The 15,526-nt window shown below is 38.5% G+C and carries 13 protein-coding genes and 1 pseudogene; 7 read left to right on the top strand and 7 right to left on the bottom strand.

All coding sequences use genetic code 11. The features are described 5' to 3' along the window. Positions 1–549, top strand: a complete 549-nt coding sequence (locus tag LNTAR_RS05175) for a hypothetical protein (protein WP_007277586.1) — start codon at positions 1–3, stop codon at positions 547–549. Between the two features lie 85 nt (positions 550–634). On the opposite strand, the gene LNTAR_RS05170 is transcribed toward LNTAR_RS05175, so the two are convergent. Next, positions 635–1,270 carry a phosphoadenosine phosphosulfate reductase domain-containing protein gene (locus LNTAR_RS05170; RefSeq protein WP_007277585.1) on the bottom strand — a complete coding sequence of 212 codons (636 nt, stop codon included), beginning with the start codon at positions 1,268–1,270 and terminating at the stop codon, positions 635–637. A gap of 31 nt (positions 1,271–1,301) precedes the next feature. Further along, positions 1,302–2,378 carry a glycine cleavage system aminomethyltransferase GcvT gene (gcvT, locus tag LNTAR_RS05165; protein ID WP_007277584.1) on the bottom strand — a complete coding sequence of 359 codons (1,077 nt, stop codon included), beginning with the start codon at positions 2,376–2,378 and terminating at the stop codon, positions 1,302–1,304. A 203-nt stretch (positions 2,379–2,581) separates the two neighbouring features. Between gcvT and LNTAR_RS05160 the strand changes: the two genes are divergently transcribed. Then, on the top strand, positions 2,582–3,604 hold the full coding sequence (locus tag LNTAR_RS05160) for an arginase family protein (RefSeq protein ID WP_007277583.1): 1,023 nt from the start codon (positions 2,582–2,584) through the stop codon (positions 3,602–3,604). A gap of 167 nt (positions 3,605–3,771) precedes the next feature. Next, the gene (locus tag LNTAR_RS05155; RefSeq protein ID WP_007277582.1) at positions 3,772–5,043 is read left to right on the top strand and encodes an NRAMP family divalent metal transporter; all 1,272 of its coding nucleotides are present in this window, start codon (positions 3,772–3,774) and stop codon (positions 5,041–5,043) included. 5 nt (positions 5,044–5,048) lie between these two features. On the opposite strand, the gene LNTAR_RS05150 is transcribed toward LNTAR_RS05155, so the two are convergent. The 5 genes and pseudogenes from LNTAR_RS05150 to LNTAR_RS05130 form a co-directional block, all read right to left on the bottom strand. Next, positions 5,049–5,432 carry a hypothetical protein gene (locus tag LNTAR_RS05150; protein ID WP_007277581.1) on the bottom strand — a complete coding sequence of 128 codons (384 nt, stop codon included), beginning with the start codon at positions 5,430–5,432 and terminating at the stop codon, positions 5,049–5,051. A 435-nt stretch (positions 5,433–5,867) separates the two neighbouring features. Further along, positions 5,868–7,344 (bottom strand): annotated as a pseudogene (locus tag LNTAR_RS26530) (ISNCY-like element ISLar7 family transposase). Positions 7,345–7,538: 194 nt separating this feature from the next. Further along, positions 7,539–7,784: a hypothetical protein gene (locus tag LNTAR_RS05135; RefSeq protein WP_007277578.1), complete on the bottom strand. Its 246-nt coding sequence runs from the start codon at positions 7,782–7,784 to the stop codon at positions 7,539–7,541. A gap of 322 nt (positions 7,785–8,106) precedes the next feature. Beyond that, positions 8,107–8,271 carry a hypothetical protein gene (locus LNTAR_RS27080; RefSeq protein ID WP_007277577.1) on the bottom strand — a complete coding sequence of 55 codons (165 nt, stop codon included), beginning with the start codon at positions 8,269–8,271 and terminating at the stop codon, positions 8,107–8,109. A gap of 543 nt (positions 8,272–8,814) precedes the next feature. After that, positions 8,815–10,359, bottom strand: a complete 1,545-nt coding sequence (locus LNTAR_RS05130) for an amidophosphoribosyltransferase (RefSeq protein ID WP_007277576.1) — start codon at positions 10,357–10,359, stop codon at positions 8,815–8,817. A 159-nt stretch (positions 10,360–10,518) separates the two neighbouring features. Between LNTAR_RS05130 and LNTAR_RS05125 the strand changes: the two genes are divergently transcribed. The 4 genes from LNTAR_RS05125 to LNTAR_RS05110 all read left to right on the top strand — a co-directional run bounded on the left by LNTAR_RS05125 (position 10,519) and on the right by LNTAR_RS05110 (position 15,326). Then, positions 10,519–11,562 (top strand): 3-deoxy-7-phosphoheptulonate synthase, encoded by a 1,044-nt coding sequence (locus tag LNTAR_RS05125; protein WP_007277575.1) that lies wholly within the window; start codon positions 10,519–10,521, stop codon positions 11,560–11,562. 97 nt (positions 11,563–11,659) lie between these two features. After that, the gene (locus tag LNTAR_RS05120; RefSeq protein WP_007277574.1) at positions 11,660–12,226 is read left to right on the top strand and encodes an elongation factor P; all 567 of its coding nucleotides are present in this window, start codon (positions 11,660–11,662) and stop codon (positions 12,224–12,226) included. A 9-nt stretch (positions 12,227–12,235) separates the two neighbouring features. Further along, positions 12,236–14,131: a biosynthetic arginine decarboxylase gene (gene speA, locus LNTAR_RS05115; protein WP_007277573.1), complete on the top strand. Its 1,896-nt coding sequence runs from the start codon at positions 12,236–12,238 to the stop codon at positions 14,129–14,131. A 16-nt stretch (positions 14,132–14,147) separates the two neighbouring features. Further along, positions 14,148–15,326, top strand: a complete 1,179-nt coding sequence (locus LNTAR_RS05110) for a saccharopine dehydrogenase family protein (protein WP_007277572.1) — start codon at positions 14,148–14,150, stop codon at positions 15,324–15,326. Positions 15,327–15,526 lie beyond the last annotated feature (200 nt).

Raw genomic sequence — 15,526 nt, 5'->3', positions numbered from 1 at the left:
ATGTTTCTCAAATCAGTACTGCCAATTTTAGTATGTGCATTCCTCTTTTCTTGTCAGTCTTTAAGCCCTGAGCAAAAAGACGCAAAGGTTCAATTGAAAGAACAACAAGCTTTTTTGAGCTCATTAGAAAAGCAATCAGACTCCATTGAAGATCAATACTACGATGTAAAAGATGACTTAAGCGATATCATGCAGCGCGAAGGCTTCCTCATTCGTCGTTTGGTTCGTGAGAAAAAACGTTATATTCGTTTCTCTAATCAGAAAGAAAAACTTGATATTAATATTGCCGACCAAGAAAAACGTGGTGTTGACGCAGGTACAATTAAAGTCAATAAACAAATTGGCGAATACATTCAAGGTGTTGTGGACGACACGAAAGTTTATATTGCAGAACTCGAAGAAGAATTGCTCGAACGTACGGGCAAGGGCTTAGAAGTTCGCCAGAGTTTTGAAGGCGTTGCGGCTCAGCGTCAGGAAATTGAAATTAAAATCAGTCAGACTTTAAGTCGAATCCAGAGTTTAGAATTGATTATCAATCCTGAAGATTAAATCACGACATAAAAAAAGCTCCCCTATTTATAAGGAGAGCTGATCTAAAAGCTCCGTCATTCGCGGAGCTTTTTTATTGTCTCGATTACTTCAAAAAGCCACTCTTATGTAATCCACATTCATGACTGAGTGAGGGCTTAGTGGGATCAAAGTAACGCTTTTCATCGGGAAGTTGATTCTCTTGAACATAAGCTTCCATATCTGCTTCAGTCCAATAAAAAACGGGATTGCATTTAAGCATACCATTTGCATCCATATCAAATATATCCATGGTTGAACGATTCTGGTTTTGCTCTTGACGCAAACTTGTGAACCACACACTTGGATTAACTTCGGCTAAGGCACGACGGAAAGGCTCGAGTTTAAAGATTTCTGCGAAAGTCGCAAGTTCTTCTTCTTGCTCGGGCTGAGGAATCGCCGCATCACCACCAAAGCGTGCTGCCGTCATTTTTGGAACATAAACATCGATATTGAGTTTTAATTGCTCAATTGTTTTTTCTGCAAAAGCATAGGTGTGTGGCATCATGTAACCACTATCAACCCAAACGACTGTCACATCATTTTTGACTTTTGTAGCCATATCTAAAACAACCGCTTCTAAGGGGCGAAAGTTCGTTGAAACCATGGGACGATCACCGCCGATTTCAATAGCTTTTTTTATGATTTCTGAAGGGTGTGCATGACGCATTTCTTCATTAAGTTTTTTTATATCAATACTCATAATTTCCTTAATACTTTTTTCTTAAAACTTTTTAAACGAAAGTACGTCCGCAGATTTCTACTTCCATTAATTTACGACGAGTTTGAACTTGCACAGTATCGCCTGAGTAAGCTTTCGAAATATAGGCCAAACCGATACCGCAATCCAATGCTTTACTCATGGTGCCTGATGTGACAAAACCGATCTCATTACCTTCTGAATCAAGCAGTGTATCACCATCTCTCGGAATAGGGCGCACATTAGCTTTGAAACCAATCAACTTGCGACTTGTTCCCTCGGCTTTAATTTTCTCTAAAGCTTCCTTGCCAATGAAGTTTACTTTATTGAGGTCGCAGACCCAGCCTAAGCCGGCTTCGAGAGCGTTGGTTTGATCATTAATTTCATGACCATAAAGTGAAAAGCCCTTTTCCAAACGGAGTGAATCACGTGAACCTAAGCCACAGGCTTTGACACCGATCTCAATTAAAGAATCAAATAATTCACCTGCAACAGCATTTTTCACAATCAGCTCAACGCCAACTTCACCAGTGTAACCCGTACGGCACATCAAGCCGCTTTCGCCCGCAAATCCTATGTCACAATGACCAAAAGTCTTGAGTTGGTCGTATAGACCTGGGAATAATTGATTGAGTTTTTCGGGGGCTTGTGGTCCTTGGACAGCGAGTAGCGAGTACTCATCAGAGCGATTGACGATTTGTGCATCAAAATTGCTTTCTTTGAGTTTTTCACTGAGCCACGCAAAGTCTTTGTCGACATTTGCAGCATTCACCACCATAAAGATATTGTCTTCAGCTTTTTTATAGACGATGATATCATCTACAAAGGTGCCATTTTCGTAGAGCAGACCCGTATAAAGTCCACGCCCTCCTTCAATTTTATCGAGGTTATTAGAAATCATATAATTGACAAATCGACTCGCATCAGGACCAGAGACAAAAAACTGCCCCATGTGAGAGCAATCAAAAACGCCAGAATTCTCTCTAACGGCTTGGTGTTCTTTAATAATTGAATCGTATTGCACAGGAAGTGCCCAGCCCGCAAAGTCAACAATGCGACCACCATGTTTTTTGTGATTGTCGTAAAGAGCGGTTTTTATTGCTTCTGACATTTTATGTCCTCGTTTAATCTTAAAAAATAATCACAAAGATAAACCAATACTGACAAACTAAAAAAGATATGATTACTTTTTTTGATACTTTTCCTAAGTTCATGATACTGATCTTGCATTTCTTTCGAGCTCAAGAACTTTAAGACCTAGAAGCAGCATAAACTTAACCTATATTGAATTTTTAAATTTTGAGTTGTGTCATCATGGAAAAAGCCTTACAAATCTTTAAGCATTTAGTTCGTGCCCCTGGGGATCAAGATCCCCTCATGCTAAAGTCATGGATGCCTAAATTAAAGGTGACTTGGGATGAACACCTTGAGCAATTATCTGCGCACGATATCTGCATGTTTGGTTATCCTTCTGATGCGGGATCTTCAACGGCACGAGGTGCTTCAGAGGGACCCGATGCGATTAGAAAATCTCTTTTCTCGGCACCTGCTTTTGATCTAGGTAACCTCAATATTATTCCACAGTTTCTTTCTGATAAATTACTTAAAGATGAACAGATAAAACTTTCACAAAGCGCTCTTTATTCGGAACTTGATGAAGAACTACGTGCTCAAATGCCCGTATCTCCCATTGAGATGTGCTCGGAACTCATCAAGCAAGTTTTGATTATCAAACCAGAAATGAAGTTTGTGATGATTGGTGGAGATCAGAGTGCTTCTTGGGCTTTGGCAAAAACTTTGGTCCAAATAAAAAATGATGAGAAAATTGGCCTCATTCACTTCGATGCTCATAGTGATTTAGACCCCCACTTTTGTGGCATAGAAATAACCAATAGCTCATGGTTATATAATTTAATGAGAGACTTTATTGCTCCTGAACATGTCATCCAATTAGGTATTCGTGATGATAAGGAACTTACTTATGGCCAAAAAGTCTTGAGTGGTCGAGAGACCTTACAAACTTCACCTAAGGCGTATGCACAAGATTGCTGTGAATATTTACTTTCACTAGGGATTACAAAAGTTTATTTCTCAAATGATATTTCTGCGAGTGACAGCTCTTTGGCTCCTGCTTGTGGTCACACGATACCCAACGGGCTTTATCCCCACCATATCAACACGCTCATTGAAGAACTTCCCAAGCGAGGCATTAGTTTGATTGCTTCCGACCTCATGGAAGTTGCCCCACGAATTGGAACGGGCCCTGGAAGCATGTCGACTTGTCGTAATGCCGCTCAATACATCCGCAAACAAGTGGAAGCCATGAAAGCTTTGTAAAAGACATGTGTCAAATTTTATATAGATGACAATTCAACAATATATCTAGATCTTACTTAGCCACATTACTAATAATTAATGATTTCTTTGTGTAACGAGTAAGATTTACCTCTTTCACAACAATCCTGTAGGGTAAACAAATTTTTAAATCATAAAGATAAATACTAATGCTCACTAAATTCAATCAAATTATCAAAAATCTCGGCCCTGGTCTCATGTACGCTGGCGCAGCCGTTGGTGTGTCTCACCTCGTATCCTCAACTAAAGCTGGAGCTGTTTATGGCTTCCTTCTATTATTATTCATCCCTCTTATTCACGTGATTAAATATCCCTTTTATAAGTTTGGTCCTCAGTACACTGCCATCACTGGAAAGAATATCCTTCATGGTTATCACGCATTAGGGAAATGGGCCCTCTTTACTTATATGGGTATGACCCTCGTCACCATGTGTCTGATTCAATCAGCCGTAACGATTGTTACAGCCTCTATTGCCTTGAAAATATTTGGTTCAAGTCTTCCCGCTAATTATGCGGCTATCATTGTACTTTTACTTGCCGCAGGAGTCTTGTTCTTTGGTAAATACAGTCTTTTGGATAAAGTGATGAAAGTGGTGATTTTGACTTTGACTGTGACCACAATTTTTGCTCTACTTTCAGTTTTATTTAAAGCTCCAGGTGGTTTCCATGAAGCCGAAGCCCCCATTTTTAGTTTTGGCAATGTTAAAGACGCCCTCTTTTTAGCCGCCTTTCTCGGGTGGATGCCCGCCCCAATGGATATCACCGTATGGCACTCTGTGTGGTCTGAAGAAGCCAATCGCAGCTCTGGTAAGCAAGCCAATGTCAAGCAAGCGATGTTTGATTTTAAAATTGGTTATATTGGTACCGCTTGTTTAGCCATGTGCTTTTTAGCACTGGGTGCCTTAGTTATGTATGGTAGCGGTGAAGCTCCTTCGCCTAAGGGAACAGTCTTTGCTGGTCAACTGATTGAACTTTATACAGATTCACTTGGTAAATGGGCTTACCCCGTCATTGGTGTTGCGGCTCTAGCGACAATGATTAGTACCACGCTCACTTGTTTAGATGCCTACCCCAGAACGCTTGACGAATCAGTTTTAATCCTTAAAGATGAAAAAGAAGGGAATGAACGGAAATCAGATTCAAAAAATATCTACCGAGGATTTTTGATGCTTACTATCATTGGTACCATCATGATTTTCCTCTTCTTTATGAAGAGTATGGGACAGCTCATTACTATTGCTACAGTTGTGGCTTTTGTATCGGCACCTGTTTTAGCCCTGATAAATTACTTAGTGATGAATGGTAAGACAATTGACCAAGAACATAAACCCACTCCTCTCATGAAGACTTGGAGCCTTTTAAGTATTAGTTGCCTATTTATTTTTAGTGCCTGGTATGTGTGGATCAGCTTTATTAAATAAAGTGATCAACGGCCGTCAGGGCTCACATTTACTTGAGTAGGCACTCGCCTCAAATCATCTCCCGTAAGTGTTTTAGGATTAGGGCGAGTTAAGGAGGTCTGAACGTAAGTATCAAATAATGATTCCGAAACTTCTTCATTTTCTTCTACAATTAAGTTAAATATTTTAACTGTCTTGGTAAATAGCTTGGAACCATCTAAGAACTTTTTTATTGTAACATTAGTTACTGTTTTTATAGGGTTGCCATCTTTATTAAGACTATAAATTGTTATGCTTTTTGAACCATTAGGTAATATTTGAACAGAATTTCTTTTCATTAAAAAAGAATAATCTTTAGAAAATAGTGGTAAGGTAAAGAAAATCATTAATAAAAACAATGTTTTTTTCATATGAAATACGCTTAAATAAATGTTTAAAATTCCACTAAATTAACTGATTATTAATTAAAATATACGTGAAATCCTAGAAATTCAAATATAATGCATGATAATTATGATAAAGAAAAAAAAAATGACTTAATTGCTAAGATTTATTACCAACTTATAAAGTTTAAAACTAAATTGATTTTGTATGTACTTTTTAAAACTAAATCTAATGGCTTTCTCATTAATTAGTGCGTGACCGAAAACCCAGTGTTTATGAGTTTGTTGATGATTTTAAGTTAATATAAAAATTCAAAATATGGTTATACGTGTCGTGCAGTCATAGTATTATCATTTTTTTAAGGCCTAGGCGTCAGAACAAAGGCTTTTTTTCTATTTATTCACTAAGTCAAGGCAGGAGAAAGTACGTCGTGAATGGCGTTTTTATTATTATGAAGAGCTTTAAGCGCTTTTTCTTTTTCTACGTAGGACTTTGATTTCTCTGGCCATGATGATAGCACCAAGATGATGGATATTACTGGCACTTATCGCCATAGCGGCATAACGTTCGAAATTAGGAGTACCCTTATCAGGGCATCGGTCAAAACCATGACTTTCAAGAGCGTTAATAGCTGATTCAACTGCGGGGTGTTGTTTGCGAGCGACGACAAAGGCCTCCTTACTTTCACGCTCTTGAGCAGCTTTATTTCGGCGACCTTTTACAGGGAGGTGAGCTCTTACCTCTAATGCTTCAATGCGGGAGTGATTATTTTGACCATCCTTATCTACCTTTGAATAAAAACCCTTATCAAAACTCATCGATGTCAGCCCAGGGTACAGCTCCTTACTTTTACGAACCATTTCAACCGCCACGTCTTTATCCTGCTCGCCCTTCATGATCCTATGGTCGAGAATAAAGCCAAACTGATCTTCAACTACACATACCTTCACGCCAAGTTCCTGACGAATCCCAGCTTTTCCTTTGCATATCCATTCTGTGTGAGGTTCAAAAATCGAATACACCTTTTCATCGGGTGAAATAGTCTCTCCATTAAGAACTCTACGACTTATTTGCTTAATGAATAAGTCCGTGTAATCCATGTTTAACTGAAGCTTGGGACACTCTTCATCTAAAGAATTCTGGAGAGTTCTTGCTTTGAGTAAATGAGCTCGAGCCACACTAAGGTAATCCTTAATTATCTCCTCTATTTCTAAGCGACGTTTTTCCTTTCGCTCTTCTTTCTTCGAGTAGAGTGACGCATCTGCTCAGTTTATATAAAGGCTATGGAATTTCTTTGCTGGCTTTTACTTCACGCCAGCCAGTGATTTTCAAAGATGAAGCCAATTTGCCTCCGATGCTCAATACTTTGCGTACAGAATCTTTTAATAGATTCAAATCAGTGGGGAAATGAACATTCGTTTCAAAAACAAAAGAATCGCAACGACTATGTAATTCTCGTTCTTCTGGGAAAAGTAATTCATGGCTGAAAGCAACTACGAGTTTACTAATTTTATTGGCAATTTCTTTTGTAAAAAGGCTAACGTTATCGTGTATTGTTTGGCGTCCTGTAACTATGTCGACATCACAAAAAAGATCAACTCCACAGATCTCCCGAATTTTGTGATGATAATCATAGCAACTTTTGAGCTTGTCATAATCCCAATTACAGCTCAAACGCAAAGTGCCTAAAACAAAAATAACCCAGAGATCCATTCCTTTACGTCCATCATTCCAGGATGTTCCTTTAGGAACTAATTCAGACAAAACATCTTGGATTTCTTTGAGTAAAACTTTGTTTCGATAAATTTCTTGTAAACCACGAAGAGTTTTGGTTATTTCATCACGGCAGTATGTGTCGAGTCTCACTTGTTCAATTGGCGTGACTCCGAGAAGTGGGTTTTCTCCTAATTCTGCTTGTGTACTTGTAAAATTACGCATGCTATATGACACCTTGGATTCTTTTATTTTATCTGTATCCTATTGGATAAATAGTAGTTTATGATGAAGTACTATACATTTAAACAAAAGTTTTATAGGGTACTTTAATACTGTTTTCTAGAAAAACTCACAACTTATTTTCCTTATAAATTATTATACTTAAAAGACTTAGGTTCATTTCGGTCAGGCACTAATTATAAGGTGAGCTTATTGTGCTCAATATTTTTAGAATGTAAAGAATTATTAGAATTTACAGGTCTAAAAATAATCCAAGATACTTGATCTTTATTAATTATATATTCTTCACTAAGAAGATTATTAAATAACTGTTTTTGAGATACCCAAAACATTTTTTGTCTATCATTACTTATTTCTGAAAGTAGTATTTTATGAGTATCTTTATCTTGGGCAATTAAAATACAAAATGTATTAATATCCATTTCACCACCACGTAGTGAAGATCTGTCTACATTTAAAATTAAAAAGTTACGCTCTTTCAGAGATATTGAAATATGGTGATTAAAGTGAAATAATAATTTTTCTTTATTACTGATATTCTCATAGGGAATACATTCTAGTAGTAATTCAGTGGATTCTTTAATATCAGTTAATGTTAAATTTTTATAACTATTAACATCAACTTCAGTATTCTTAATATAATAGTTTTGATCTTGGGCTTTGGAGATACTCTCAACAGAATAAGTAGTTGAGGTGGTTCTTAGTCCATGATCTATAAAAGATTTGATTTGAGTTAATCTTGATTTATTTACTATTATCTAATAGCTCTTTACCTTTCGGTGAAGTAATATCCAAAAGTCTATCAAGACTTGTTAAACCATTACTATGTATATCTTGAGTAAGAAATAATAAAGCTAAACAAATTGAAGTATTGACTAATCGCCAAAGTTTTTGAGCTGATATATTCATATTTTCACTCCATATAACCGTTCATTTATTTTCTGAAACTAACTTTACCAGGATAATTTATTCAAGTGTCTTAATAATTATTTCATTTACATCCTTAAATTTTAAAACCATAATTTTAATTTAAATGAGTAGATTTAACTGAAATTATTTATGTTTAAGGATAAGTATTAATTTTCAAAGAATGAATCACGAAAATCAATAGCATACTTAATTATATAAGTACGCCGTCTTTAAGCTTTTAGCAGGGTTAATATTTTACTCCAGTTAAAGTCTCATAAGTTAAAATTGCTGTTGATAAGCTTAATAATAGACCTCGGAAATTCTTGAATTTCAAACACCTTATGAAGTATTTCAGGAATTAACTGGAATTGATTTAACAAAAAAGTAAGTGTTGCACTTATGAGTTGAATTCAAGGAATAACAATATTTTGAAATATAAATATTTAACAGAAATGGATTCAAATATAACATAATAATAAGTTTAACCATAAAAAAGAGCCTGCTTTCGAAGGCTCTTAATGAATGTGCTAATCAGTAAATCTGTTAGTAAGATCTTCCTTCGACGCCTTTTAAGGCATTTTCGCGAGCTTTAACAATAAGTTTTTTACCTTGAGCCGTTGGGTAATCACTGTTAACACAAGCGATACATAAATCTTCATAAGGAAGGTCAATGACTTCTGCCATATCTGTATGAGACAGGTAAGTTAATGAATCAGCACCTAAGTCATTGGCCATTTTTGTACGAACTTCTTCAGGGAGGTCTGATTCAGTTGCATCAACATCGGTGTATTGACGTGCAAAGAGTTCTTTAAGAGTCGACATATCGATACCATAGAAGCAAGGAGAGAGAATTGGCGGACATGCAATGCGCAAATGAACTTCAGCGACTTGTCCACGCTCCTTCATATCTTTAATAATGTGTTTGAGTGTTGTACCACGAACAAGTGAGTCTTCAACTAAGATTACTTTTTTTCCTTTGAGTACTGAAGGTAAAGGAGTAAATTTTTGCTGGACTACTTTGTTACGGCTATTGCCCGATTTGATAAATGAACGGCCTACATAACGGTTACGGAAAAGGCCCTCGACAACTTTAGCGCCAAGTTCAAAACCCATGGCGTCTCCAGAGGCTTTCGCGGTATCAGGTACAGAAACAACAATTGTATCATCATCAATTGTGAGAGTTTCTTTTTTTGCAAGCATTTCACCAGCACGAACACGCGATTCATAAACATTAACACCATCGATATCAGAAGCAACATTGGAGAAATAGATCCACTCAAAGAAACAATGCGCTTTACGTGTTGATTCTGCAAATTTTTCGACTTTTACACCATCTTTAGTAACGCGTAGCAAGTGTCCCGGTTCGAGAGTTTGAATATTACCAACACCACGGTTCCAGATAGCCACTGATTCAGACGCAACGAGAACTTTATCATCCGTAATAGCATAACTTAAAGGTTTAAAACCAAGTGGGTCACGAGCTACAACTAAATCGCCTTGGGCATCAATCATTGACAAACACCAAGCACCATCAAAGCTGTGAGCTAGACGTTTAAAGATTTGAACATAATCCACATCGCCATCTTCGAACTGGGCAATTTCACGAGCGAGGTAATGCATCAAGATTTCTGTGTCAGATTCAAGGTTGATATGATAAAGCTTGTTTTCTACAAGATAGTTCTTGAGTTCAACGTGGTTGGCAATATTACCATTGAAGCAAAAAGAAAACCATTTGTGTAAACGGCCGTGTTCACGTTCAAATGGTTGTGCGTAGTTCACATCATCTTTACCACAAGTAGCATACCTAACGTGGCCAATAGCAGCACAACCGGAGGTTGCTTCTTCAATTGTTTTTTCATTACTCGGGTTGATTTTAAAAGCTTCTTTAACTTGGCCCAAAGCTTTATGAGTCTTAAGTAAATAGTTACGGTGCGGATCGTAACTTGTTATGCCAGCGGAGAGCTCACCACGGTTCTGCATATCTTGCAGCATGAGAGGGATGTAAGAACCTAGATCTGTTTCAGTATCGGGCAATCCCCCTTTGAGGGCATATACTGCGGCAATACCGCATTCGTCTTTGGGCTTCATAAAATAGTTTTGGACCTAATTAAGATGATGTTAATAAAAAGTTAGTGAATATAGAAATAACAAGGCTTTTGTCAAGACTGTCTTTAAAGAGCTTGACGAATCTCATTAAAGGTTTTTTATAAGGGCATTAATTTTTTTTTAACATTATATAGAGATAAAATGAGCGACTTAAATAACATACACATAGCTAAAATCACTCCTCTTTCTGCTCCGGCAGTCATTCGTGAGAGTGTGCCCGTTACTGAAGAAGCTGCAAAAGCAGTTCAAAATGGCAGAGACACCATCGTTAAAATCCTTAGCGGTGAAGATAAGCGCCTCATGGTCATTACGGGTCCTTGTTCAATCCACAGTAAAGAAATTGCTTTGGATTATGCTAAGCGTCTCAAAGATCTTCAAACGGAACTCAATGACAAAATTTTTATTGTCATGCGTGTTTATTTTGAAAAGCCAAGAACAATCGGCGGATGGAAAGGTTTAATCAACGATCCACATATCAATAATTCTTACGCTATTGAAGAAGGTTTAGTGCTCGGTCGTGAAATCCTCAACGAAGTGGCTTCACTCGGTTTAGCTACAGCAACTGAATTCCTTGACCCCATCGTTCCCCAATACCTTTCTGATCTCGTATCTTGGGCAGCTATTGGTGCACGTACAACTGAGTCACAAACTCACCGTGAAATGGCCAGTGGTCTATCCATGCCAGTAGGATTCAAAAATAGTACTGATGGTAGCTTCGAAGTTGCGCTTAACGCAATTCAATCAAGTCGTTTACCCCAACACTTCCTCGGTATCGATGCCAACGGTCGCTCATCAGTAGTTTCTACTACAGGTAATCCCCATGGTCACCTCGTATTACGTGGTGGTCACGACGGTCCAAACTACGACACTGAATCGATTGCCAAGTGTATCGAAGTAATTGAAGGTCGTGGCATTGAAGCTTCAATTGTCGTTGACTGCTCACATGCCAACTCATCAAAAGATCACAATAAGCAAATCCCTGTACTTGATGATATCGTTGCTCAAATTAATGAAACACCAGGCAAAATTAAAGGTGTGATGCTCGAGAGTAATATTAATGAAGGTAACCAACCGATTACTGAAGATCTTGCTGATCTTAAGTACGGTGTTTCCCTCACTGATAAATGTCTCGACTGGGAACGAACGGCAGAATCACTCAGAAAAGCTGCCGCGGAACTCGCATAAAACTTCATAGATATATCTGAAGCCAGGGTTCCTACCCTGGCTTTTTTTTTAGATCATATATAATCATCAATAAAAACTTAAACGAAATGAGATAGTCATGGTTCAAGCTTCAAAGATTAAGAAAAACTCTGTACTCGACATAGCGGGTAAACTTCACATCGTCGATACAATTACTTGCCAAAGCCCATCGGCTCGTGGTGGCAGCACGCTCTATAAAATCAGAACTCGTGATCTCATAACAGGTCAGAAAACCGACCACAGTTTCAAGAGTGATGAAATGCTCAAAGAAGGTGAGTACGAAAAGCGTCCTGTAGAGTTTTCTTATATCGAAGGTGATAACTATACTTTTATGGATCTTGAAACATACGATCAATTTCAGCTCAACTTAGATTTTATTGGTGATGACAAAAACTTCCTGCTTGAAGGCATGGAGCTCACTGCCCTACTCATTGAAGGCATCGTCAAAACAGTGACACTTCCCGACACAGTTCAACTCACAGTAACGGAATGTGACCCTAGCATTAAGTCCGCTTCTGCCACGGCACGTACAAAGAATGCGGTTTTAGAAACGGGTTATAACCTTCAAGTCCCCGAATATTTAGAGTCAGGCGAAGTCATCAAAGTTGATACGCGTTCTGGCGAGTTCATTTCACGCGCAAAATAAGCTTTCATCATGACCTGGGATCCACAGCAACAGTACAATATAGAACGCTGGTCTGATTCATTTTTCCATATTAATGAATCAGGCGAAGTCTGCGTGCTCCCTTATCAAGAAAAAGACGATCTTCACATCCCCATTAACCGCGTTGTTGATGAAATTAAACTCCAGGGCTTAAAACTTCCCGTAGTCATTCGTTTTCACGACGTCTTGCGTGCGCAAGTTCGCAACCTCAATTTAGCTTTTGATAACGCCATTAAAGAAATGGAGTATCAGGGGTGCTATCGCGGGGTTTACCCCATAAAAGTCAATCAAATGCGAGAAGTGGTTGAAGAGATTGTCGATGCGGGTTCAGAATTTGACTTTGGCTTGGAGGCTGGATCAAAACCAGAAATATTAGCCGCACTTGCCTACAACACCAATAAAGAAAGTCTCACTATCCTCAATGGTTATAAAGATGAGGAATACATGCGCCTTGCTTTGCTCGGCGTTAAAATGGGGCGTCAATGCATAGTCGTTATAGAAAACTTTAGTGAGCTCAATCTACTTCTGAAGGTTTCCAAGCAAGAAAACATTCGTCCACTTATTGGTTTAAGACTTAAGCTTTCTTCAGAGAGTCGTGGTAAATGGGCTTCTTCTTCAGGTGAAAATGCCAAATTTGGCCTTTCTATACTCGAGATTATTAAGTCCCTCAAAGTACTAGAAGAAGAAAATATGCTTGATTGCCTCAAGCTCTTGCATTTTCACATGGGAAGTCAGATTGCCGACATCAAAACAATTAAAGAAGCGATCATCGAGGGTTCACGTGTTTATGCGAAGATCGCAAAAATGGGGTTCAATATTGAATACCTCGACGCTGGTGGCGGCCTAGCTATTGATTACGATGGAAGTCGCTCGAGCAAAGACTCTTCTCGTAACTACCGTTTAGATGAATACGCCATGGACTTAGTACTTAGTATCAAGCAAATTTGTGACGATGAGGAAGTCGCTCATCCGACAATCGTGACTGAAAGTGGACGTGCAATTACTGCTCACCATTCCTGTGTTGTAACGAATGTAATTGACATTAAAAAGAAACATCACGAAGATTTTGAAATCCAAGTTCAAAGCAGTGATCATTACCTCTTACAAAACATGCGCTCCACACTCGAAGAACTTAGCATAAATAACTGTCAAGAAATGCTCAATACTGCGAAGCAAATAAAAGCTGAGTCAATGCAAGCATTCAAATTGGGTATCCTTGAACTAGAAGAACAAGCCGCTATTGAAAACATTTACTGGCGAGTCATGGAACAGATAACTGCACTTCTCAAGCAGAAAGAGTTTATTCCAGAAGATTTACTAGCCTTAGAGAAAGCTCATGCCAAACAGTACCTCTGTAATTTCTCTGTCTTTCAATCTGCCGCCGACGTATGGGCCATTGACCAAGTCTTGCCCATTCTTCCGCTACAGCGACTCAATGAAGTCCCTGATGAAGATTGTAAGCTTTGTGACATCAGCTGTGATTCAGATGGACAAATCAAACAGTTCTTAGATACAGAAGGTCTTTCCGAGACGATTAAACTCCACAAGATCAATAATGATGAAGCCTACCACATTGGCATTTTTCTCACAGGAGCTTATCAGGACGTTATGGGGATCACGCACAACCTCTTTGGTAGACTACATGAAGTTCACGTTTATGCCGACAAAAATGATGAGAGCGGCTTTTACATTGACGAAGCTATCAGTGGTGGAACCGCTGGGGATGTGCTCAGCACCATGCAGTACAACCCGGACTTTATGGCTCAGGTCATTAAAAAAGAAATTGACACAAACATCAAAGCAGGACAGATCCAAGCTCGTATGGGCGTCAAATATGTCGACTTTTATGAAAACTGTCTAAAACAATACACTTATCTCGACTCATAACATTAAGGAAATTATCATGTCTAGATTACTTATAATTGGCGCTGGTGGAGTTAGCCAAGTCGCCACACTCAAATGTCTCGAAATTGGAGTTTTCTCCGAAATCCTCCTCGCTTCAAGAACAAAATCTAAGTGCGACGCGATTGCTGAACTCGCAAAAGGTAAAATCAATACGGCACAAGTCGATGCCGATAATGTCCCTGAGCTCGTAGGACTGATGCAGCAATTTAAACCCAACATTGTGCTGAATGTCGCCCTGCCTTATCAGGATCTCACAATTATGGATGCTTGTCTTGAGTGCGGTGTGCATTATGTAGATACAGCCAACTACGAACCCCTAGATACGGCTAAGTTTGAATATAAATGGCAGTGGGATTATCAAGAGCGTTTTCAGAAAGCGGGCCTCTTTGCCCTTCTCGGCTCAGGCTTCGATCCAGGTGTAACTAATATCTTTACTGCTTGGGCACTCAAACATCACTTTGATGAGATTACCGAACTCGACATTATCGATGTCAATGGTGGCGACCATGGCCAAGCCTTTGCTACGAATTTTAATCCCGAGATTAATATTCGCGAAGTCACTGCGGAATGTCGTCATTGGGAAGATGGGCAATTCGTCGAAACTCCCGCCATGTCTTTGAAGCAAGAGTACACTTGTCCAGAAGGTGTCGGCACTTTTAATATCTATCGCATGTACCATGAGGAACTCGAATCACTCACCAAACACATTCCCACCATTAAAAAAGCTCAGTTTTGGATGAGTTTCTCGGACAACTACCTCAAACACTTAGAAGTACTTCAAAATGTTGGGATGACGCGTATTGATGAAATTGACTATGAAGGACAAAAAATAGTTCCTCTGCAATTTCTTAAGGCCGTTTTACCTAATCCAGGTGATCTTGGGAAATCATCCAAGGGGAAAACTTGTATCGGAAATATCATTAAGGGACACAAAGACGGCAAAGAAAAATCCATCTATATCTATAATATCTGTGATCACGAAGCCTGTTTTGAAGAACTTGGTTCCCAAGCCATCTCCTATACTACAGGCGTTCCAGCAGCCATCGGCACAGCACTTGTGGCGCAAGAAATATGGCAAGGTGACGGCGTATTCAACATGGAACAACTCGATCCAGACCCCTTCATGGAAATGTTAAATACCTATGGTCTTAAGTGGACTGTGCTTGATCAATGCTAACTTAGTAAACTTGTTTTCCATATATTTAAGTATTTATTATTAGGGTATTTATCAATTTTTGATAAATACCCTTTTTTAATCTCAAATTGCTAAATCACTTAGAAACTTACAATATTCAATGACCGTTTTATGTAAGTATATCGTTTAATAAAACTTACTGTACAGAAAGTGTTTAGAGTCTTCGCTAAAAGATTAATTAA

The sequence above is a fragment of the Lentisphaera araneosa HTCC2155 genome (genome assembly GCF_000170755.1).
In the GTDB taxonomy this organism is placed as follows: Bacteria; Verrucomicrobiota; Lentisphaeria; order Lentisphaerales; family Lentisphaeraceae; genus Lentisphaera; species Lentisphaera araneosa.
This window is presented reverse-complemented; position numbering and strand designations above follow the sequence as displayed.

Coding starts and splice junctions, on each gene's coding strand:
- speA (WP_007277573.1), top strand. CDS start 12,236: ATGACCTGGGATCCACAGCAACAGTACAATATAGAACGCTGGTCTGAT.
- LNTAR_RS05175 (WP_007277586.1), top strand. CDS start 1: ATGTTTCTCAAATCAGTACTGCCAATTTTAGTATGTGCATTCCTCTTT.
- LNTAR_RS05160 (WP_007277583.1), top strand. CDS start 2,582: ATGGAAAAAGCCTTACAAATCTTTAAGCATTTAGTTCGTGCCCCTGGG.
- LNTAR_RS05135 (WP_007277578.1), bottom strand. CDS start 7,784: ATGGATATTAATACATTTTGTATTTTAATTGCCCAAGATAAAGATACT.
- LNTAR_RS05155 (WP_007277582.1), top strand. CDS start 3,772: ATGCTCACTAAATTCAATCAAATTATCAAAAATCTCGGCCCTGGTCTC.
- gcvT (WP_007277584.1), bottom strand. CDS start 2,378: ATGTCAGAAGCAATAAAAACCGCTCTTTACGACAATCACAAAAAACAT.
- LNTAR_RS05170 (WP_007277585.1), bottom strand. CDS start 1,270: ATGAGTATTGATATAAAAAAACTTAATGAAGAAATGCGTCATGCACAC.
- LNTAR_RS27080 (WP_007277577.1), bottom strand. CDS start 8,271: ATGAATATATCAGCTCAAAAACTTTGGCGATTAGTCAATACTTCAATT.
- LNTAR_RS05130 (WP_007277576.1), bottom strand. CDS start 10,359: ATGAAGCCCAAAGACGAATGCGGTATTGCCGCAGTATATGCCCTCAAA.
- LNTAR_RS05110 (WP_007277572.1), top strand. CDS start 14,148: ATGTCTAGATTACTTATAATTGGCGCTGGTGGAGTTAGCCAAGTCGCC.
- LNTAR_RS05150 (WP_007277581.1), bottom strand. CDS start 5,432: ATGAAAAAAACATTGTTTTTATTAATGATTTTCTTTACCTTACCACTA.
- LNTAR_RS05125 (WP_007277575.1), top strand. CDS start 10,519: ATGAGCGACTTAAATAACATACACATAGCTAAAATCACTCCTCTTTCT.
- LNTAR_RS05120 (WP_007277574.1), top strand. CDS start 11,660: ATGGTTCAAGCTTCAAAGATTAAGAAAAACTCTGTACTCGACATAGCG.